General features: G+C 69.3%; 17 protein-coding genes and 1 pseudogene. 4 read left to right on the forward strand and 14 right to left on the reverse strand.

Annotation, left to right across the window (positions count from 1 at the left end; genetic code table 11):
- Window positions 1-20: 20 nt before the first annotated feature.
- The 4 genes from VGC13_RS08185 to hemL all read right to left on the reverse strand — a co-directional run bounded on the left by VGC13_RS08185 (window position 21) and on the right by hemL (window position 4,819).
- A complete protein-coding gene (locus VGC13_RS08185; protein ID WP_331124744.1) occupies window positions 21-1,043 on the reverse strand; it encodes a Gfo/Idh/MocA family oxidoreductase in 1,023 nt (340 codons plus the stop codon).
- Window positions 1,043-1,753, reverse strand: a complete 711-nt coding sequence (locus VGC13_RS08190) for a hypothetical protein (RefSeq protein ID WP_331124745.1) — start codon at window positions 1,751-1,753, stop codon at window positions 1,043-1,045. The genes VGC13_RS08185 and VGC13_RS08190 overlap by 1 nt, the downstream gene beginning before the upstream one ends.
- A 401-nt stretch (window positions 1,754-2,154) precedes the next feature.
- Window positions 2,155-3,534, reverse strand: coding sequence for a SpoIID/LytB domain-containing protein (locus tag VGC13_RS08195; protein ID WP_331124746.1), 1,380 nt, complete (start codon window positions 3,532-3,534; stop codon window positions 2,155-2,157).
- The gene (gene hemL, locus VGC13_RS08200; RefSeq protein WP_349264192.1) at window positions 3,518-4,819 is read right to left on the reverse strand and encodes a glutamate-1-semialdehyde 2,1-aminomutase; all 1,302 of its coding nucleotides are present in this window, start codon (window positions 4,817-4,819) and stop codon (window positions 3,518-3,520) included. The genes VGC13_RS08195 and hemL overlap by 17 nt, the downstream gene beginning before the upstream one ends.
- 68 nt (window positions 4,820-4,887) lie before the next feature.
- On the opposite strand from hemL, the gene VGC13_RS08205 reads away from it, so the two are divergent.
- A complete protein-coding gene (locus tag VGC13_RS08205; protein ID WP_331124748.1) occupies window positions 4,888-5,085 on the forward strand; it encodes a hypothetical protein in 198 nt (65 codons plus the stop codon).
- A 57-nt stretch (window positions 5,086-5,142) separates the two neighbouring features.
- On the opposite strand, the gene VGC13_RS08210 is transcribed toward VGC13_RS08205, so the two are convergent.
- From VGC13_RS08210 to VGC13_RS08250, 9 genes are all read right to left on the reverse strand, one after another.
- Window positions 5,143-5,646: a YajQ family cyclic di-GMP-binding protein gene (locus VGC13_RS08210; protein ID WP_331124749.1), complete on the reverse strand. Its 504-nt coding sequence runs from the start codon at window positions 5,644-5,646 to the stop codon at window positions 5,143-5,145.
- Window positions 5,647-6,014: 368 nt separating this feature from the next.
- Entirely contained in the window at window positions 6,015-6,872 is an 858-nt protein-coding gene (locus tag VGC13_RS08215; protein WP_331124750.1) for an RNA polymerase sigma factor RpoD/SigA, read from the reverse strand.
- A 259-nt stretch (window positions 6,873-7,131) separates the two neighbouring features.
- Entirely contained in the window at window positions 7,132-7,941 is an 810-nt protein-coding gene (lepB, locus tag VGC13_RS08220) for a signal peptidase I (protein WP_331124751.1), read from the reverse strand.
- A gap of 637 nt (window positions 7,942-8,578) precedes the next feature.
- Window positions 8,579-11,134 (reverse strand): BamA/TamA family outer membrane protein, encoded by a 2,556-nt coding sequence (locus VGC13_RS08225; protein WP_331124752.1) that lies wholly within the window; start codon window positions 11,132-11,134, stop codon window positions 8,579-8,581.
- 156 nt (window positions 11,135-11,290) lie between these two features.
- Window positions 11,291-11,470, reverse strand: coding sequence for a hypothetical protein (locus tag VGC13_RS08230; protein WP_331124753.1), 180 nt, complete (start codon window positions 11,468-11,470; stop codon window positions 11,291-11,293).
- A gap of 573 nt (window positions 11,471-12,043) precedes the next feature.
- Window positions 12,044-13,885: a glycoside hydrolase family 15 protein gene (locus tag VGC13_RS08235; RefSeq protein ID WP_331124754.1), complete on the reverse strand. Its 1,842-nt coding sequence runs from the start codon at window positions 13,883-13,885 to the stop codon at window positions 12,044-12,046.
- Between the two features lie 81 nt (window positions 13,886-13,966).
- On the reverse strand, window positions 13,967-14,440 hold the full coding sequence (locus tag VGC13_RS08240) for a type II toxin-antitoxin system VapC family toxin (RefSeq protein WP_331124755.1): 474 nt from the start codon (window positions 14,438-14,440) through the stop codon (window positions 13,967-13,969).
- Complete coding sequence (locus tag VGC13_RS08245) at window positions 14,427-14,714, reverse strand: type II toxin-antitoxin system Phd/YefM family antitoxin (RefSeq protein WP_331124756.1); 288 nt, start codon at window positions 14,712-14,714, stop codon at window positions 14,427-14,429. The genes VGC13_RS08240 and VGC13_RS08245 overlap by 14 nt, the downstream gene beginning before the upstream one ends.
- Window positions 14,715-14,778: 64 nt before the next feature.
- A complete protein-coding gene (locus VGC13_RS08250; RefSeq protein WP_331124757.1) occupies window positions 14,779-14,919 on the reverse strand; it encodes a hypothetical protein in 141 nt (46 codons plus the stop codon).
- Between the two features lie 242 nt (window positions 14,920-15,161).
- On the opposite strand from VGC13_RS08250, the gene VGC13_RS08255 reads away from it, so the two are divergent.
- Window positions 15,162-15,740: a YdcF family protein gene (locus VGC13_RS08255; RefSeq protein ID WP_331124758.1), complete on the forward strand. Its 579-nt coding sequence runs from the start codon at window positions 15,162-15,164 to the stop codon at window positions 15,738-15,740.
- A gap of 615 nt (window positions 15,741-16,355) precedes the next feature.
- Here the strand turns inward: VGC13_RS08255 and VGC13_RS08260 are convergent.
- The gene (locus VGC13_RS08260; RefSeq protein ID WP_331124759.1) at window positions 16,356-17,534 is read right to left on the reverse strand and encodes a zinc-dependent alcohol dehydrogenase; all 1,179 of its coding nucleotides are present in this window, start codon (window positions 17,532-17,534) and stop codon (window positions 16,356-16,358) included.
- Window positions 17,535-17,812: 278 nt separating this feature from the next.
- Here VGC13_RS08260 and VGC13_RS08265 point away from each other — a divergent pair, with 278 nt between their 5' ends.
- The gene (locus VGC13_RS08265) at window positions 17,813-18,262 is read left to right on the forward strand and encodes a DUF488 domain-containing protein (protein ID WP_331124760.1); all 450 of its coding nucleotides are present in this window, start codon (window positions 17,813-17,815) and stop codon (window positions 18,260-18,262) included.
- 333 nt (window positions 18,263-18,595) lie between these two features.
- A pseudogene (locus VGC13_RS08270) lies at window positions 18,596-19,603 on the forward strand (hypothetical protein); the annotation flags it as partial.

The raw sequence follows: 19,603 nt of genomic DNA on the forward strand, positions 1-19,603 counted from the left end.
TCCGTGTCTTCGGTGAGCCCTCAGCCGGCGTCCGGCGTCAGCTCGATCTCGCGGCGCTCCGTGGCGGAGCGGTACGCGGCCTCGGCCAGCCGCATCAGCACGACGTGTTCCCGCGGCGCGTCAGGGGTGCGCTCTCCGCGCACCACGTCCACGAACTTGGACAGCTCGTTGCGGTAGCTGGCGGTGAACGCGTTCTCGCGCGTGGCGGGAACCGGAGGGGTAACGTCCACCAGCCCCGCCGGCATCTCCTTGAACACCGCCAGCGGCGACAGCGAGCCGGAGCCGTTCGATCCCAGCAGGTGCAGGAACTGGCGGTCGCGCTGGGCCAGCAGGTTCCAGGTGCACTCCAGGTTGATCACCCGGTCGCCCTCCAGCCGCACCACCACGGCCGCCGCGTCCTCCACCTCGCTGTCGGGGCGCGCGTACATGTGCGCGCTCACCCGCTCGGGCACGGGGTAGCCCAGCGTCCACAGGGCCAGGTCCAGCATCTGCAGCCCCAGGTCCATGAAGGCGCCGCCGCCCGCCGTGGCCTTGCGGTCGCGCCAGGTGCGCCCGCGGGGCCGGTAGCGGTTCAGCCAGCCCGTCTTCAGGTAGTACACGTTCCCCAGCTCGCCGCCGGCCACGAACTGCCGCAGGGCGATGGCGTCCGGGCGGTACCTCTGGTTCATGGCGATCATCAGCCGCTCGTCCGCGCCATCGACCTTCAGCAGCGATGCCACGCCCTCGGCCGTGAGCGCCAGCGGCTTTTCGCACAGCACGTACTTCCCCGCCTGCAGCGCCGCACGGACGTGCGCCTCGTGGCGGTTGCTGGGCGTGCAGACGACCACCGCGTCGATGTCGTCCGTCAGCACCTCCTCGAAGTTGGTGGCCACGGCGGGCACTTCGAAGCGCTGGGCGATGGTGCGCGCGGTGTGGGCGTCGCGGTCGGCCAGGGCGGCCACCTGCACGCCGCGCATGCGGGTAAGGATGGGCAGGTGCACCACCTGGGCAATGCTGCCGGCGCCCAGGACGGCCACGCGGACGGGGGGGCGGGCGGCGGCCATCAGCGCTCTCCCGGGGTAGAGGTGGACGGCGGGGGCGGAGGCGGCGGGATGACGGGCCGCTGCATCTGCGGCGGAAAGCGCCACGCGCCGCCCACGCCCAGGCTGATGAAGCGCGTGGTGCCGGTGAGCACCGCCCGCGCCTCGCCCAGCACCCGCAGGTTCCCCGCGACGGGAAACTCCAGCCCGCCCACCAGGTTCAGCCCCGGGGCGATGGCGTCGAGCAGCTCTTCCACGAAGGTGTCGTCGATGAACTCGCCGCTGCCGTTCAGCAGGTGCAGCGACACGCCCGCGCCGGCGTACGGCTCCACGAAGTAGTCGGTGGTCCACAGGTAGTGGGCCTCCACGTCCAGCGACAGGTCGCTGGTCTCCACCTCGCCCAGCTCGATCCCCGGGCAGGGAACGCCGCCGCGGTCGCAGGCGTCCTCGATGCGCGTCTCCATGCGCTCCACCTCGCCCTCGCGCAGCTGCGACGACCAGTAGGTGATGCCGGGCGTGATGCGGACGTTGGGGCCCAGCAGCCCCAGGTCGACGCGCACGTTCATCCCCAGCGCCGGGTCCGTGCGGGCGGGGAACACCTCGCTCAGGTGCACGCCGATGCCGCTGAGCACCAAGTTCTCGTAGTCGTAGTCGGCCATGTCCTGCGCGCGCCCCGTGGCGGGAAGCGCGGCGGCCAGGGCGGCGGCGAGGATCGGCAGGGTGGAGCGCTGCATGGGAGATCGGTCAGGGTGATCTATTTGAGGCGCAGGATCAGGATCGATCCCGGTTCATCCACTGTCATCGCGCTGCGCCGGCGGCGCCCCCTCCGGGCTCGCATTACTCGCCCACCTCCCCCAAAACTGCTGGGGGAGGTTGGGTGGGGCTGAGGTCGAGGTTCGGCGACGGGCATCGATCTGGCGCCGCCGGGGTGCCCCTCCCCCGGCCCCTCCCCGTTCGTTCCTCACGGAGAGGGGAGAATTCGATCGTGCTTCGACGGCCTGTGGGCCGGCTTCCTCTCAGCCCGCAACGTGGCAGGCACTGGCCCTGCCCCGCAGCCGCCAGTCCGCGAAGGCGGACTTCGTGTGGTTGTTGCAGCGAATTCATTCGCCACTACCGCCCGCCGGGGGAGGGCCCGTCAGTACGCCTTGCGGATCTCCGTTCCCGGGTAGTACGTCCGCAGGATGGTGCGGTAGTCCTGGCCGGCGCGGGCGCGGCCCATGGCGCCCACCTGGCACATCCCGATGCCGTGCCCCCATCCGCCGCCGGTCGCCACGACCTCCGTCACGCGTCCGCCGCCGCGAGTGAGCGACACGTCGAACTTGCTGCTGTTCAGGATGCCGGTCGGGCTGCCGTTGCGGATCGGCACCAGGAACCACCGCACGCGGTCCTTGCCCACCGTGAACGAGCCCGCGTCCGTCGTGATCCGCATCGCCCGAACGCGCCCGGACGGCGTGCGCTCCAGCACGCGCATGTCCTCGATGCGGGTGATGCGCCGGCCGCGCAGCGAATCCGCCAGCGAGCGGTTCAGCACGTTCACCATCTGCTCGTGCGTCCAGCGCTCCGTCCAGCTGAAGCGGCTGCTGACGCGGTCGTACGCCTGGCCGCTGGGGTCCACGTCGCGCACGCTCACCAGGTACGGCACGGGCGGGTTGTTCCACACCTCGTCGATGGCCGCCGTCTGCCCCGCGCAGGTGCTGTGATAGTAGGCGGTGATCGGCTGCCCGCCGTACGTCAGGATCTCGCCCGCCGTTTCACGCACGGCGCGGTTCACCGTCTCGTTCTCGGCGCCGGCGCCGCCGTACACCTGGTCCTCGGTCGTGGCGTAGACGTCGAAGCCCTGCTGCTGGCGGCGGCCCAGGTACGTGACCGCGTAGGTGCGCGCCGCCACCGCCTGGGCCTTGATGGCCTCGTAGATGTCGAGCTCGAAGCGGCCGATCTCCCGCGGCACCACGCCCAGCAGGTACGTCTCCATGTCCAGCCGGTTCACCACCGTCAACCCGCCGCCGGTGGCCTGCTGAATGCGCAGCTCGCCGCGGTACGCGTTGCCGCGCACGGAAAGCGTGCCGCCCGCCGCCGCCGGACGGACGATGAGCGGCGGCCGCAGCCCCGCGCCGGCCACGCCGGCGGGCGGCTGCATGGCGCTTCCCGCGGGCCCGCCGCGCGACTCCATGGTCACGGTCGATCCCGCATCGCGGAACGCCAGCGTCTGCCCGCCGCGCAGCCGGCCCAGCTCGCGCCCGTCCTCCGTGTGCACGGTGAAGTCGCCCGTGGACGTGACCTCCACCGCGCTGGTGTCCACGATCAATCCCACGCGCACGGCGGTCGCGTTGGCCGCGGGCGGCGGATTCGTCGGCTGCGTGGGGGTGATGACGACGGTGTCGCGCGGCGGGGGGCGCGTCGCCACGGTGTCGCGGATGACGACCACGGGCACCGTGGGCACACGCGCGCCGCGCGGGGCGCAGGCGGCGGGGGCCAGCAGCGCCAGCACGGCCGCGGCGCTACGCCAGCGCCTCATCCAGGGCCTCGCGTGCGCGGGAGATGGTTTCCTCGACATCCTGCTCCGTGTGGGCGGTGGACATGAACCCGGCCTCGAACGCCGACGGCGCGAAGAACACGCCGCGCCGCAGCAGCGCGTGGTAGAAGCGCCGGAACGTTTCCACGTCCGCCTGCTTTGCGTCGTCGAAGCTGCGTACCGGGCCAGCCGCAAAGAACACGCCCCACATCGACCCGTAGCTGCCTCCGGAGGCCGGCACGCCCCGCTCCGCCATGTTCGCCAGCAGCCCCTCCACCAGCCGCCGCGTCCGCGTCTCCAGCAGGGGATACGGATCCTCCTCGCGCAGAACGCGCAGCTGCGCCAGCCCCGCGGCCATCGCCAGCGGATTTCCCGAGAGCGTGCCCGCCTGGTAGACGGGGCCCACGGGGGCGATCCAGTCCATCACGTCCCGCCGCCCGCCGTACGCGCCCACCGGCAGCCCCCCGCCGATCACCTTGCCCAGCGTGGTCAGGTCCGGGCGCACGCCAAAGCGCTCCTGTGCGCCGCCGGGCGCCACGCGGAACCCCGTCATCACCTCGTCGAACACCAGCAGCGCGCCGTCCGCGTCCGTGATCCGCCGCAGCCCCTCCAGGAACCCGTCGTCCGGCGCGATGAAGCCGGCGTTCCCCACCACCGGCTCCAGGATCACGCAGGCGATGCGGCCGGGGTGCGCGCGAAAGACCGTCTCCACCGCCTCCAGGTCGTTGAACGGCGCCGTCAGCGTGAGCTTCGACAGCGCCTCGGGCACGCCGGGCGAGTTGGGCAGCCCCAGCGTGGCTACGCCGCTGCCGGCCTTGACCAGAAAGCTGTCGCCGTGGCCGTGGTAGCACCCGTCGAACTTCAGGATCATCTCCCGCCCGGTGAACCCGCGCGCCAGGCGCACGGCGCTCATCGTCGCCTCCGTGCCGCTGTTGACGAAGCGGACGCGCTCCATCGACGGAACGAAGCCGCGCACCGCCTCGGCCAGCTCCACCTCGGCCGCGGTGGGCGCGCCGTAGCTGGTGCCGCGCGCCGCCGCCTGTGCCACGGCCTGCACCACGGCGGGGTGCGCGTGGCCCAGGATCATGGGGCCCCAGGAAAGGACGTAGTCGATGTACTCGTTGCCGTCCGCGTCCCACAGCCGCGACCCCAGCGCGCGGTCGACGAAGAAGGGGTCGCCGCCCACGCCGCGAAAGGCGCGCACCGGCGAGTTCACCCCGCCCGGCGTAATGTCGCAGGCGCGGCGAAAGAGGGCGCGGCTGTTCGCGTTGTGGTCCGCGGCTGGCATGTTGGCCGCGCTTTTGCCCTGTCCCGGCGAGTCCGAGTTGGTCATTCTATCCTGCAGAAGGAATCCTGATGACGAAGCGCTTCTTTGCCCTGCTCCTGGGCCTGGTGCTGGCGGCCGGTGCTTCGGCGTGCAACGACAACGCCGAGGACCACAACAACGAGGCCGCCGAGGAAGCCCGCTCGGGCGACACCGAAGAGGCCGCCGAGGAGCAGGCCGAAGCCCGGCAGGACTCCGCGCAGGGCGACAACACCGAAGGCATCAACTAGGCGCTTCTTGAATCGAACGCCCCCGCGTCCTTTCCGGGCGCGGGGGCGTTCGCGTGTCTACGAGCGAAAGTTGCCGAACGCCAGCTCCAGCCCGAAGTCCTGCTTCTTGAGGTGCGCGATCACCGCCTGCAGGTCGTCGATGGAGGCGCTGGTCACGCGCACCTGCTCGTCCTGGATCTGCGCGTTGACCTTCTTGAAGCCCGCCTCCTTGATGGACTTGACGATCTCCTTCCCCTTTTCGGTGCTGATGCTCTGCACCAGGGTGATGGTCTGACGCGCCTTGCCCCCGAACGCCTGCTCGACGGTGCCGTAGTCCAGGTTGCGGATGGGCACGCCGCGCTTGATGAGCTTGCTCTGGATGATGTCGACCAGCGCGGTGAGCTTGTACTCGTCGTCCGCCAGCAGCTTGAGAGTGCCGTCCTTCTTGCTGAACTCGATCTCGACCGTGGCGCCCTTGAAGTCGTAGCGCTGCGCGACTTCCTTGTGCGCCTGGTTCACGGCGTTGTCGACCTCCTGCAGGTCCACGCTCGAGGTGATGTCGAAGGTAGAGGTCTTGGCCATCGTTCTATCCGTCGGATGTCGGTCGGTAGCAGTTCGGCTCGGAAGCGCCAATGTAGGAAGGATGCGCGGGCCGGGGCAACCGGTGCGCGGGACAGATCCCGGCGGGAGCGAGTGAACTCGCCGCAACGACAGCGGAAAGCCCCGCAAACTGCGCGGGGCTTCAACTGCCTGGGGTGCGCACGGACACCTCCATCCACCCCACACCCGTCCGCGCAGGCGGACATCGCGTTTTCCCAGCCGCGAATTCATTCGCCCGGGCTTGGCGGGCCCTGAACCGGCCACCATCACCCATCCCCGCCCCAGCCACAAACCAAAACCCTCCCCCGGCGAGCGGGAGAGGGTTTTCGATATCCTTCGCGGAACCGCCTTCAGGTCAGGAACGTCTCCAGAAAGCGGGCGCGGGACTGGTGGCGAAGGCGAAGGAGCGCCTTTTCCTTGATCTGCCGGACCCGCTCGCGGGTGATGCCAAAGTTCTCGCCGATCTGCTCCAGCGTCATGGGCTCGGTGTCGCCCAGGCCAAAGTACAGGCGCAGCACCTTGGCCTCGCGCTCCGACAGCGTCCCCAGCGCATCGTCGATGCTGCGCTTGAGGGCGTGGTCGTAGACCTCGTCGTCGGGGCCGGGAGAAAGGGAGTCGGAAAGGTAGTCGAGAAGCTGCCCGTCTTCGCCGGGGACCAGCGGGGCGTCGAGCGAAAGGTACACCTGCGACATCGCCAGCGCGTGGCTGATCTCGTCCTCGGGGACGTCGAGCTCGTTGGCGATCTCGGTGAGCGTGGGCTCGCGACCCAGCTCCTGCGTCATGGCCGACGAGCGCTTGCCGATGCGGTGCACCGCCCCGGCGCGGCTCAGCGGCACGCGCACGATGCGCGACTGCTCGGCCAGCGCCTGCAGGATGGCCTGCCGGATCCACCACACGGCGTAGGAGATGAACTTGATCCCCTTGGTTTCGTCGAACTTACGGGCCGCCCGCATGAGCCCGATGTTCCCCTCGTTGATCAGGTCGGCCAGCGATACGCCCTGGTTCTGGTACTTCTTGGCCACGGCGACCACGAAGCGCAGGTTGGCGCGCACCAGCCCTTCCAGCGCCAGCGGGTCGCCCTCGCGTATCTTTCCGGCAAGGCGGCATTCCGCCTCGCGGTCGATGAGCGGGTACGCGCTGATCTCGCGGAGGTACTGGTCCAGCGACTCGGACTCGGCCTGGATTTTTTTGGCGGGGCTGAACGACATCGGCGTGCTCCGGGAGACGGAAGCGGGGGTGCCGTAGGTGCGTGAAAACCCGGTGGGGAATCGCGCGGCAAGCGCGGAAACCGGGAGGTGGGACGAACAATCCCGCACCTGACTTTTTACCTGCACGGAACATGGAAAGGCGGGAGTGTGGTGTCAACCCCCACGAGGGAACTTTTGCCGGGTAAGGTGAATTCCCACCCTTAAACGTCTGTTTTGGGCCACCGCGGGGACGGGTGGCGCACCCCAAACGCGTGCCCCGTCAGCGGATGACTTCGCCGATGCGTTTCCAGCGCACGCTGGTAAGCCAGGGAAGGGCGTTGGCCAGGTCGTGCTCGAACGAGTAGTACACGAACATGGGCCGCCCCTTGACGGAGTGCGCGTCCAGGAAGCCCCAGTAGCGCGAGTCCTCGGACCGGTCGCGGTTGTCGCCCAGCGCGAAGAACTTGCCGGGCGGCACCACCAGCGGCCCCCAGTTGTCGCGCGAGGGGTGGTAGCTGCGCATGCTGAGCGTGGTGTCGACGGTAAAGTCGAGCTGCCACAGCATCTTGGGATCGGCCTGGTCGCCCAGCGGGTCGGTGTGGCGGGCGTACGGCTCGTCCTGCCGCACGCCGTTGCGCAGCAGCACCTTGTCGCGCATCTCCAGCGTGTCGCCGGGAACGCCCACGATGCGCTTGACGTAGTTCTTGTGGGGGTCGTGCGGGGGCAGGAACACCACCACGTCGCCGCGTCCGGGATGGCTGAACGCGGGAAGCCGCCGGTCCGTCAGCGGGATCTCGGCGCCGTAGACGGCCTTGTTCACCAGCAGAAAGTCGCCGATCAGCAGGGTGCCTTCCATCGACCCCGTGGGGATCTTGAAGGCCTCCACCAGAAAGGTGCGGACGGCGAGGAAGAGGAGGATGGCGGTGCTGATGGCCTTGGTCCATTCCCACATCCACCGGCCGGTGCTCATGGACCCGCGCGGCGGCTCCACGCTGCGGCGCCGGTCCAGGGGCGCGGCCTCCATCGCCTCCGCGCGACGGGCGATGGAGCCTTCTGCCGGGGGAGTGCCGGGATCTTCCATGCGATGCATCAGGGTGCTGCTGCGGGACGTGCCTGCGCGGCGGCCGTCGGAAAACGGGCAATTGCTGTACACGCCACGCCAACCGCCGTTCCGTACCTTCCCGCGGCGAAAATCCTTCACGAACCGGGCCAGCCGCACGATCAAGCCGGATGCTCGCCGGGACGCCTCCCTACCCTCCGCACCACCCCCGCAAACCGCGCGACTCGCGGAGAAATGCGATGGTGCAGATCCAGACCCATCCGCCCGCTGGAGCGAATGAATTCGCCGCTGGAAAATCGCAAAGTCCGCCTTCGCGGACTCAGCGGCCCGGCTATCTACGGCGTCCGAAGCACCTGCGCGTCCGCAACCCGGCGATCACCGAATAAGATCCGCAATGGGCATCATTCGCTGCAACAACCACACGAAGGCCGCCTTCGCGGCTGGGGGCTCCGGAGTGTGCGGTGCGCGCCCTGGCCGCTTTAGCGGGCCGGCCGCTCCGGATGCGAGCAGGTGAAGCCCCGTTCGGTGAGCGCTAGCGAGCCGAGACGGGGCTTATGGCATTTCCAGCCTCGGGCTTTAGCCCGTGGCGGGCGCGCGGCACGGATCCCGGCGTGCACACACCCGCCCCTTCACCCCTTCACCCCTTCACCCGTCCACCCGTTCACCCTCAAAACGGCAGCCCCAGCCCCACGTACATCCGCGTCACGTCCCCGCGCGCCACCGTAAGCGTGCCGACGTAGCCCAGCGTCTCGAACCACAGGCCGCCGCCCACGTCCGTGTGCCAGCCGCCGGGCGAGTCGCCGTCTACCCACACCCGGCCCGCGTCCGCCAGCGCGAACACGCCCAGCCGGCCGCGCACCAGCAGCTTGACCTGCCCCAGCGGCTGCCGCAGCTCCGCCGAGCCGAACGCGGCCGACTCGCCCGCGAAGCGCTGGAACGGGTAGCCGCGCAACGACCTCGGCCCGCCGATGAAGGCGGCCTCCTGGAAGGGAACGTCGCCGCGCGCCAGCTCCCCGCCGGCGCGCAGGGCGAGAATCGGCCCCACGCCCAGCGAAAGGTACGTGCGCGCCTCGCCCTCCACCGAGCCGAACGCGCCGATGTCGCCGCCGAAGCCCTCCGCCCGCGCGCCCAGCCACCATCCGCGGTGCGTCACCGGCAGCGTGTCGCGACCGTCCACGTGCAGCTGCGCCATCGCGCCAGCCGCCATCCATCCGTCCGCCCCGCGCGGCTCGCCGCCGATGGTGGTGAACGCCGGATCGCGCACGTCCATCCACCGCACCACCGGTCCAAAGCCGTACGCGGCGCGGCGCCCCATCTGCCCGTACCACAGCGCTTCGGCCCGCACCTCGTTGCTGGTGACCTCGTACTCTTCTTCCGCCTCGCCGGGCGAATCGTTGCCGAAGCCGTGAAAGCGGGTGACGTGGAAGGTGCGCGCGCCGCCCGCCAGCCGCAGGCCACCGCCCGTCCCCGTCCGCTTGAAGTCCGCGGTCCCCTCCACGCCGAATCCATCCTCCAGCGGCGCGTAGAGCGCGCGGACGGCGACCTGCCGCGCGTACGGCTGCCGGCGGAAGCCGTAGCGCGTCCACACCGGCCCGCCGCCGATCACCGGCCCCACGTTGTTGACCCACGCGCCCCACGGCGCCACGGGGGCAAAGTGGCTTCCCCAGTCGCGCAGGGTGGGCTGGTTGCCCCAGGCGCGCACCGCGGGCGGCTCGTACGCGCGCGTGTCCACCCGCGCCTCGCGGCCGGGCGAAAGCTGGTTGTCGCCGCGGTCGTCGTGAAACACCGTCAGCATCCGCCCGCCGCCCGCCGCGGATTCGTCGGTCAGCCGGTCGTCCCCGCCGCCGCCGATGAGCCGCACCTGGATGCTGCGCGGCGCCGTTCCCGTGACCGTGGCGCGGTCGTCGCCGCCGTGCAGGTAGATGCGGATCTCCCGCGTCTCCTCGGGAACGAAGCGGCGGCGGAAGTACGGCGTGCGCGCGTCGGGCGAGGGAAAGATCCGCACGTCCACGGACCCGTCCGCCAGCCGCTCCACCTCGGCGCGCTCGGCCTCGTCGGTGGCGCGCACGTCCACGTCGCTGGCCAGCCATCGGTAGAAGAACGACGACGCCTCCTCCAGCCGGTCGCGGCGGGCACGGAGGGCGGCCTCCATCTCGCGGGCGCCCAGCGGCTGGTACTCGGCCGGCATCTCGCGCACGGCGCGGGCGATCACCGGGTCGGTGATGCGCGCGCGGACGGATGCCGTCACCGAATCCCACGCGCGCCGGTCCAGGTCCGCCAGCAGCCGCCGGTCCAGCTCCGTCGACAGGTGCAGGTACCCCGGCAGGTCGCGCCACTCGGCGCCGTAGCGCGTAAGGTTGGGCGCAAAGGCGCGCGCGGTGGCGGACGCGACCCCCTCGTAGTCCGAGAACGCGTTGTCGCGGTCGCGGGGAATGGGGCGCCAGGTCCAGCGGTCGCCGCGCTCGTACCCCGCCCAGCGCCACTGGTCGGCGTGGCGGTCCCAGTCGCCCACGATCAGGTCCACGAGCCGGGCGGTCAGGTAGTCGCGGCTGTCCACGCGCTCGTCCGGGTCCTCCTCCAGCCGCTCCAGCAGCCGCGGCGTTCCCACGACGCGGTCCGCGTCCGCGAAGCCGCGCGCGGGCCGGGGCGCACCGGGCTGGTCCTCGTCCTCCTCCGCATCTTCCGGCCGCTCCTCCAGCTGCCCCAGGCGGCCGGCGAACTGCGTGCGGAACTCGCCCAGGAACGGGTGGTCGGGCATCACGAACAGACGCGGCACCGCGTGCAGCACGCCCACCGCCTGCAGCAGCGGCGGCACCACCTGCGCGGCGCCGGGGTGCTTTACGCTCACCTGGTCCTGGACGATCCACTCGATGAAGCTGTCGTGCAGGTCCTCGGGCAAGCCGCGCTCGGCGTTCTTGTCCACGGAGCGAAAGACGTACTCGCGGCCGTCCGCGCCGCGCATGCGCAGCGACTCGGTGGCCAGGCCGCCGCCGGCCTGCAGGACGGTGAGCCCGCCAGCGAAGGTGGCGGGGTTCAGAAAGGGGACGCGGAGGGGCGTGGTCCACTCCGCCCGGTACTCGTCGCCGTTGAACGCGCGGACCAGGGGCCCGGCGCGGTACCGCTCGCCCGCGACGGTCGTAGTGTCCTGCGCCGCCAAACGGGACGGGGCCGCCAGGCAGGCGAATCCCGCGGCCAGGATGACTGCAATCGTCCGCAGACGCACGAGTTGCGCTCCGTGGGGGAGGTGTGCCGGAAGGGTGCTCTGCCGATGGGGGATGGAAAAGCAGTGCCAAGTACAAGGGATCAAGTGCCAAGTGCCTGGTGCCCAGTGCTTGCCACCCGCTGGACACCGGGCACTTGATACTTGATCCTGCCCGCTTCAGACCCTCCGGCGGCTGCCGCCCATGAAGTGGCTCACCACCGAATAGACGATGAAGAGAAGGCCGGCGATCACCAGCAGGTGCACCGCAAAGCCGACGATGTTGAACACGATCTTCAGCACGAACCAGGCAACGACCAGCAGCGCGCCGATCTTGAGCCAGCGTTTCCAGTTGTCCATGTGGCCTCTGCTTCGGAAGTGGGAACTGCGCGAAAGGGAGGGTCAAGATCCGGGCCGGGGTTGATTACGGGGCGCTTCGAAGGACGCTGGCCTGCGTCCGCCTGCGCCCCCTCCGGGCGCGCACCACGCGCCCACCTCCCCCAAAACTGCTGGGGGAGGTTGGTTGTCGGTCTGGGCTCACGGCGGTTCGACAGGGCTCGATCTGCGTCGGCGGAGGATCTTACCCGAGAAGACGGGGCACTCCAGCGGCAAGGGCGAATGAATTCGCTGCAACAACCACACGAAGGCCGCCTTCGCGGACTGGCGGCGGCCGGGCAGGGGCAAGTGCCTGCCACGTGGCGGGTTGAGGGGAAAGCGGTCAAATTGTGGCCAGCCAGAGCGGGATCGAATTCTCCCCTCTCGGCGAGGAACGAGCGGGAGGGGCCGGGGGAGGGGCCCCCGTCGGGCACCAGCGTGATCCCCTTCGAAGAGCCTCCATCCCCTGCCCCACCCCAACCTCCCCCAGCAGTTTGGGGGAGGTGGGCGAGTGGTGCGAGCCCGGAGGGGGCGCCGGCGGATCGGGCGAATCCAGCCCTACGCCCCCCACCCCGCGCCATCCAGGCGGCGGTCGATGTCGTAGGCGGCGCTGATGAGGGACAGGTGCGTGAACGCCTGGGGAAAGTTGCCCAGGTGCTCGCCACTGGGGCCCAGCTCCTCGCCAAAGAGCCCCAGGTGGTTGGCGTAGCTCAAAATCTTTTCGAACGCGAAGCGCGCCTGCTGCAGGTCGCCGCCGCGCGAAAGGCACTCGGCGTACCAGAACGAGCAGATGGTGAACGTGCCCTCCTCGTCCGCGAACCCGTCGGTCTTGCCGCCGCGCACGTCGTAGCGGCGCACCAGCGAGTCCTGCACCAGGTCGCGCCGCACGGCGCTCATGGTCTGCACCCAGCGCGGGTCGGTGGGGCTGATGAAGCGCAGCAGCGGCATCAGCAGGGCGCTGGCATCCATCACGCCGCTGCCGGGCGACTGCGTAAAGGCCTTCTTTTTCGGGTTCCAGAACTCGTCGAACACGCTGCGGTAGATCTGGTCGCGCACCTCGAGCCAGCGCACCATGGGCGCGGGAAGCGAGCGGTGCTGCGCCAGGCGCACGGCGCGGTCCACGGCCACCCAGCACATCACCCGCGAGCTCAGGTACGGCCGCTCAGCCTGGCGGATCTCCCACAGGCCGTGGTCGGGGCGGCGCCAGTTCTCGCACACCCAGTCCACCACCTTCACCAGCGTGTTCCACAGGTCGTAGCTCATGGGCTGGCCGTACTTGTCGTGCAGGTACACCGAGTCCATCAGCGCGCCGAAGATGTCCATCTGCAGTTGCACGGCGGCGCCGTTGCCCACCCGCACAGGCTTCGAGCCGCGGTAGCCCTCCAGGTGGTCCAGCTCCAGCTCGGGGACCTGGTGCGCGCCGTCCAGCCCGTACAGCGGCTGCAGCGGCACGCCGTCGCCCTCTTCGCGCACGCGGTCGGCGATCCACCCGATGAAGCGCCCCGTCTCCTCCGTCAGCCCCAGGCGGATGAAGGCGTACAGGGTAAAGGCGGCGTCGCGTACCCAGGTGTAGCGGTAGTCCCAGTTGCGCACCCCGCCGATGGTCTCCGGCAGTCCGAAGGTGGGGGCGGCGATCAGCGAGCCGTGCTCCTGCGAAAAGAGCAGCCGCATCACCAGCGCAGAGCGGTTCACCTCGTCGCGCCAGCGGCCGCGGTAGGTGCTCTTTCCGATCCACCCCCGCCAGAAGTTGACGGTGCGCTTGAAGGCGTCCGCGGCGTAGCGCTGGCTGGCGTGCGGGCCGGAGTGCGCCTCGGTGGCGGCTTCCAGGATGAAGGTGGCCGTCTGCTCGTGGGCCAGCTCGAACTCCGCCACGGCGTCGCCGTCCACGATTCGCAGCGGCACGGAACCGCGCAGGCGGAGGAAGGCCAGCCCCGCGCGCTCCGCGTCGTCTGGGGTGAACATGACGCCCTCTCCGTCGTCCTCCGTCGCGCGGTGTCCCACGGCACCGTAGCCGAAGCGCGGTGCGCAGCGCAGGGTGAACGTTACGCTGCTGCGCACGGCCTTTACCCGCCGCACGATGCGCCGCACGCCCTCGGTTTCGCCGATGGGCATGAAGTCGCTGATCTCCGCCACGCCGTCCGGCGAGAGGGTGCGGGTAAGGAGGACGTTGGTGTCGGGAAGGTACAGCTGCTTGCGGCGCGCGTCAGGGCCCAGCCGGGGATCGACGCGAAAGATGCCGCCGCGCTCGGAATCGAGCAGCGCGGCGAACACGGAGGGCGAATCGAAGCGCGGGGCGCAGAAGAAGCTGATGGCGCCGTCCAGCCCCACCAGCGCAACCGTGTTCAGGTCGCCGATGATGCCGTGGTCTTCGATGGGAAGGTAGCGGGCGTCTGCGGGCATCCGGCTCCGTTCGTCGGCGTTTTCTGCGCCGCCGAGCGCAAAACGCTCGCCACTCAGGGAACCCGCCTTACCTCACGCCCATCAGGGGCAAGCGTCGTATGCGCGAACGTGGCCCTGCCGCGAAAAATGGAGAATCTCTTCGTCGCACGTAAGCAGCACCGCGTTCAGCCGCCGGGCCGTCGCAACGATGAACCGGTCACTGGGATCGCGGTGTTCGGCCCCGTCCCGCGCACGTCGCCACGGAGGCAGCCGCGTGCTGTCCATCGCGATGCGCGCATCCAGCGGCAGCACCCGCACGCCGGGATACTGTCGCTGATCGCGCAGCCACGTGTCCATGTCTCCCGAAATCAGCGCCTGCCCCCGCTCGGCCTTCAGGGCGATTTCCCACACGGATGCCGCGGAAACGAAAAGCCGCCGATCCCGGGCGGCTTCCTCGATCGGCGTCAGGACGGCGGAGGCAAGGCGATCCGGTCCCGCAGCCTCGCCGCTCACCCATACCCATACGTGTGTATCCATCACCAGCCGGTCGGAGGCGGTGAGGCTAGAGGTCAGCATCGACCTCCCAATCCTCACCGACCGGTGCAAGCAGGTCCTCGTCCGAAATCCGGATCACGCCTCGAGAACGCCCGACAAAGGGCCGCAGCTCGCCGGAAACAGGAACCAGCTTGGCAACCGGTTCATTGTGCTTGGTGATGACGATCTCGACTCCGGTCTCCTGCACCTGATCCATCAGGCTCAGGCAGGCGGGCTTGAACTCACCCGCGGGAATGATCCGCCGCCCGGGGAACCGCTCCGAAAGGAAACGCCTCTTGCTGTGCGTCCGCTTCATCTCCCGCTCCTCTTCAGAAATGGTGACCTGAATATATGGTCTTTGGTGAGGTTGTTACAAGAACTCACATCCCGCCGGCCGACGACGACGCCGGGAGGAGGCAGCTCTTCGCGGGCTTGAGCCGGGCGTTGACGGGCGGATCGGGGAAGTGCTGGATGTCAACCTGTGCCTGCTTCGCCACCTTCTTTCCGAACAGCATCACCACCAGCTGCGGTTTCCGCGCAGAGGACGCAGCGTCAAGACGAGAGGGCGCAGAGAACCGCACGGAAGTTCTCTGCGCCTTTCCCTGTTCCTCTGCCTCCTCTGCGTCAAACCGAAGCCCCGCATGGACGCCGTCCTGATCACCACGTAACATCCCCCGTTCCGGGTCACCCGCAGACCGGGCGCGCGTGGGGACGATGACGCTGCGGGCCACGCGCTTTTTCCGCTCGAGACGATCGACGAGCCATGCCGAGGTTGAGACGGATCGTGGTGCGGGCGGTGCTGGCCGGGATCGGCCTGTTCGTGGCGGCGGCGGGGCTGATCGCCCTCAGCGGGCTGCGCGACGACGTCCACCCCGCCGACGCGGCCGTGGTCCTGGGCAACGAGGTGAAGGCGGACGGAACACCGCATCCACGGCTGGCGGCGCGGCTGGACGCGGCGCTCGCGCTGTACGACAGCGGCGTGGTGAAGAACGTGATCGTCAGCGGCGGAGTCGGGGCGTCGGGATTCGACGAGGCCGCGGTGATGAAGTCGTACCTGGCGAAGCGGGGGATCCCGGCGGACCGGATCGTGGCGGACAGCCTGGGCGTGACCACCGGCGCCACGGCCACGAACACCGCCGCCATCCTGCGCCAGAAGGGGTGGTCCAGCGTGGTGGTGGTCTCGCAGTACTTCCACATCCCCCGCTGCCGCCTGGCGATGCGGCGCGTGGGCATCACGCCCGTGTACTCCGCCCACGCGCGCTACTTCGAGCTGCGCGACCTGTACTCCACGGCCCGCGAAGTGGTCGGCTATCCCGCGTATCTCCTGGGCGCGCGAACGTAAGGCGCCCGGAGCGTGGAACGCCCTCCAGGTGCAGGCGCGGCGGAACTCCCGCATCCGGTCGCTGACTCTGTGTGATCGCGGATCCGCAAAAAGATTGGCCTCACACAGAGTCAACAGAGTCAACGGAGTTTTCTCGTGCCGCTTCCTCCGGCATCCGTTGGATTTCAAGTGAGCGGAGGCATGGCGCTCCGGTCGACGAGGCACGAACCAGCGTAGACCGCCGGGAACGGGAGAGGGATGGAAATGCGGCAGGGGGCCATGAGAATTTTTTGGGGAGGGATGCGGATCGCGGGATCATCTCCGGAGCGCACAAGAACAAGCGGTTCTCACCACCTGATGCGCGATCTGGAAACCCTTCCGCCAACCCCACGATCGAGGTGAGCGACACCCGATCTGGTGTGATACCGAATCCGGGAAAACAACACCTTTATGGGTACAGAGGAACAGAGTCAGACAGAGGAACCAAGCCGACAATTCACCACGCTTTTCCTCTGTCTGACTCTGTTCCTCTGTACGATCAATCTTTTCAGGCCCAGGATCCGGATGACGTCCGGATACACGAAGGGCGCGGAGATCTCTCTCCGCGCCCTCCACGTTTCCGCGTGAGACGACCCGTCAGTCCCAGGGCTTGAGGACGACCTTGATGCAGCCGTCCTCCTTGTCGCGGAACGTCTTGTACATGTCCGGGCCCTGGTCGATGGGCACCGTGTGCGTGATGATGAACGACGGGTCGATCTCGCCATTCTCGATGCGGGTCAGCAGCTGGTCGTGGTACGCCTGCACGTGCGTCTGCCCCGTCTTGATGGTCAATCCCTTGTTCATCAGCGCGCCGACGGGAATCTTGTCGGCCACGCCCATGTACACGCCGGGAATGGAGATCGTCCCCGCGGGGCGGCAGCACATGATGGCCTCGCGCAGCACGTGCACGCGGTCGGTCTCCTGCATCAGCATCGTCTTGACCTTGTCGTAGACGGCGTCGATGCTTCCCGTGCCGTGCGCCTCGGCCCCCACCGCGTCGATGCAGCGGTCCGGGCCGCGGCCCCCGGTCATCTCCATCAGCGCGTCGTAGACCCCCGTCTCCTTGAAGTCGATGGTCTCGGCCCGCCCCGCCGAGCGCGCCATGGCCAGCCGCTCGGGCACCGTGTCGATGGCGATCACCCGTCCGGCGCCCTGCATCCAGCAGCTCTGGATGGTCATCTGCCCCACCGGCCCGCACCCCCACACCGCCACCGTGTCGCCCGGCTGGATCTCGGCGTTCAGCGCCGCCATCCACCCCGTGGGAAAGATGTCGGACAGGAACAGCACCTTCTCGTCTGGCAGGTCGCTGTCGATGCGCAGCGGGCCCACGTCGGCGTACGGAACCCGGAGGTACTGCGCCTGGCCGCCCGCGTAACCGCCGTTCATGTGCGAGAAGCCGAAGAGGCCGGCCGTGGTGTGGCCCATCACCTTTTTAGCCACCTCGGCGTCGCGGTTGGTGGTCTCGCACACCGAGTACAGGTCGTGCTGGCAGAACCAGCAGCTGCCGCACGAGATGGTGAAGGGAATCACCACCCGGTCGCCCTTCTTGATGCGCTTGACCGAGCTTCCCACCTCTTCCACGATCCCCATGGGCTCGTGCCCCAGCACGTCGCCGGGCTTCATGAACGGGTTGAAGCCGTCGTACAGGTGCAGGTCCGATCCACAGATGGCCGTGGACGTAATGCGGACGATGGCGTCCGTCGGGGCCTCGATGGTGGGATCCGGTACCTCTTCGCACTTGATCGAAGAGCGTCCGTGCCAGGTAAGTGCCTTCATCCTCTTCCTCCCCCTCCCAATGGTTCCAAACCGCCTCCGCCGCCGCGCGCCGGTGGAGGGGTCCTTTTGCACGGGCGATGCCGCGAAACCGGGCTCATCCCCAACGGGCGAAAAAGACAGGCCTCACGTAGCGACGCGGAGACGCGGAGATGAGGTAAGGGCGGATCTCTCCGCGTCTCCGCCTGAGGCTTGGGTTCGTGCACGTGGCACGTGATTGGAAGATGCGGACGATGCGGCCTGCTTGAGGCCGTGCACAGCCACTCGACCGGGAGCACGGGATGACGACGCTGGCCACCATCGGATACGAAGACACCACCGTGCCGCGCTTTCTGGAAACGCTGCGGGAGGCGGGGGTGGAGCTGCTGGTGGACGTGCGTGCGGTGGCGGGATCGCGCCGCCCCGGCTTCGCGAAGACGAAGCTTTCGGCCAACGTGGGGGAGATCGGCATCGGCTACCTGCACCTGCGCGGCCTGGGCACGCCCGCGGAGGGCCGCGCCGCCGCCCGCGCCGGCCGCCACGACGAGATGCACGCCATCTTCCTCCGCCACCTCTCCACCGCCGAATCGCAGGCGGAACTGCACGCGCTGGCGGACCTGGTGCGCTCGGGAAAGCGCGTGTGCCTGCTGTGCCTGGAAGCCGACCCCGCCCACTGCCACCGCAGCTTGGTCGCCGACGCGCTGGCGGAGCTGGTGCCGGTGAAGGTCGAGCACCTGAGGCCGGGAGGGTGAAGGGGTGAAGGGGTGAAGGGGTGAACGGGTCGGCGCGGATCACTGAGTACCGGCGCGACAACCCGGAAAAGCGAGGGGGTACAGAGGGACAGACAAAAGCCAGAGGAACAGAGGATCCGTGTTCTCTGCTCCTCTGGCTGTTCTCAGCCCCTCTGTACCCCTCGCTTTTTGTTTTTCCAGACCTGCCTCGGGACCGTAGCAGATACGCGCGAACGGGACGCTCTGATCAAGAATAAACAGACTTGACGGGCGCCCGCTTGGCGCCTATCCTGTGCCGCGCAGAGGCGCGCCCCATCGTGCGCGCCTCCTCCGCAGCCTGCCTGGAGGGCCATCGTGACCCGCCCCCGCCTCCTCCGCTCCCTTCCGCTGCTCCTTCTGCTGGCCGCCTGCGTGGACGACCCCACCGCGGCGGTCCGCCAGCCCCAGCCAGAGCCCGCGCCCCGCGTCCTGGGGGTGTACGAGTTCACCCTGACGGGGATCGGCACCTCGCAGATGCGCGCCGGCGTGGCGGCGGTGCCGTCCGGGCCGGGGCAGGCGCTGAACCCGCTGGGCTCCGGCGTGATCTTCGAAAGCATGTCGACGGGTTCCATCACCCACGGCACGCGGGGACAGGGCGGGCAACGGTACATTTCGTACACGTACCGGGTGCGCAACAGCACGGGCGCGAACATCGGCAACCTTACGATGATCCCGGTGACCCGCAGCAACACCATCGCCGGGACGCCGTTCAGCGCGCTTACGCTGCAGAGCGGCACGGCGGCAAGCGCCTCCATCGCGCCGCTGGTGGTGCCCGCGGGGGCGGTGTCGCTGACGGACGTGGGCGGGCTGCGAAGCACCGACGTCGACGTGCTGCAGGTGTTCGAGGAAAGCGAGATCGCGGCCATCACACCGCCGGCCGGGGTCACGGGGATGTTTCCGTACGGCTTCGTGGTGCGGAACCCCTCCACGCCCGACAGCCGCGCCCTGCCCAGCACCACCGACACCAACCAGTTCTCCGGGGCGCTGACCTTCGCCTTCCGCTATCCGCTGCAGTCCAGCGCCAGCGCCGATCCGTACACCATCTCGTTCCAGGCCATCGCCATCGAGGACACGGAGACCCGCGTCACCGAGAGCATCGAGGAAGGGCAGGACTCGTCCGCCGTGCGGCAGGTCCGGGAGCGCGCCGCCGCCCTGGGCGCCACCGTCACCGTGCTGGCGGGAAGCCCCGCGGCGGACGCGGCGGTGACGGACTACCCGGGACAGCGGCAGATCTGCTCGGTGCGCACCGCGGGCACCGCCGGCTCGCCCACCACCACCATCACCGCGCCAGGCGCGTACGCGCTGATCCGCGTGTACCGGCCG

Source organism: Longimicrobium sp. (genome assembly GCF_036399255.1).
GTDB lineage: Bacteria > Gemmatimonadota > Gemmatimonadetes > Longimicrobiales > Longimicrobiaceae > Longimicrobium.

Bases quoted from the DNA above. Each gene is read 5' to 3' on its own strand.
- VGC13_RS08185 (WP_331124744.1), bottom strand. From the start codon at position 1,043: ATGGCCGCCGCCCGCCCCCCCGTCCGCGTGGCCGTCCTGGGCGCCGGC.
- VGC13_RS08190 (WP_331124745.1), bottom strand. From the start codon at position 1,753: ATGCAGCGCTCCACCCTGCCGATCCTCGCCGCCGCCCTGGCCGCCGCG.
- VGC13_RS08195 (WP_331124746.1), bottom strand. From the start codon at position 3,534: ATGAGGCGCTGGCGTAGCGCCGCGGCCGTGCTGGCGCTGCTGGCCCCC.
- hemL (WP_349264192.1), bottom strand. From the start codon at position 4,819: ATGCCAGCCGCGGACCACAACGCGAACAGCCGCGCCCTCTTTCGCCGC.
- VGC13_RS08205 (WP_331124748.1), top strand. From the start codon at position 4,888: ATGACGAAGCGCTTCTTTGCCCTGCTCCTGGGCCTGGTGCTGGCGGCC.
- VGC13_RS08210 (WP_331124749.1), bottom strand. From the start codon at position 5,646: ATGGCCAAGACCTCTACCTTCGACATCACCTCGAGCGTGGACCTGCAG.
- VGC13_RS08215 (WP_331124750.1), bottom strand. From the start codon at position 6,872: ATGTCGTTCAGCCCCGCCAAAAAAATCCAGGCCGAGTCCGAGTCGCTG.
- lepB (WP_331124751.1), bottom strand. From the start codon at position 7,941: ATGCATCGCATGGAAGATCCCGGCACTCCCCCGGCAGAAGGCTCCATC.
- VGC13_RS08230 (WP_331124753.1), bottom strand. From the start codon at position 11,470: ATGGACAACTGGAAACGCTGGCTCAAGATCGGCGCGCTGCTGGTCGTT.
- VGC13_RS08235 (WP_331124754.1), bottom strand. From the start codon at position 13,885: ATGCCCGCAGACGCCCGCTACCTTCCCATCGAAGACCACGGCATCATC.
- VGC13_RS08240 (WP_331124755.1), bottom strand. From the start codon at position 14,440: ATGCTGACCTCTAGCCTCACCGCCTCCGACCGGCTGGTGATGGATACA.
- VGC13_RS08245 (WP_331124756.1), bottom strand. From the start codon at position 14,714: ATGAAGCGGACGCACAGCAAGAGGCGTTTCCTTTCGGAGCGGTTCCCC.
- VGC13_RS08255 (WP_331124758.1), top strand. From the start codon at position 15,162: ATGCCGAGGTTGAGACGGATCGTGGTGCGGGCGGTGCTGGCCGGGATC.
- VGC13_RS08260 (WP_331124759.1), bottom strand. From the start codon at position 17,534: ATGAAGGCACTTACCTGGCACGGACGCTCTTCGATCAAGTGCGAAGAG.
- VGC13_RS08265 (WP_331124760.1), top strand. From the start codon at position 17,813: ATGACGACGCTGGCCACCATCGGATACGAAGACACCACCGTGCCGCGC.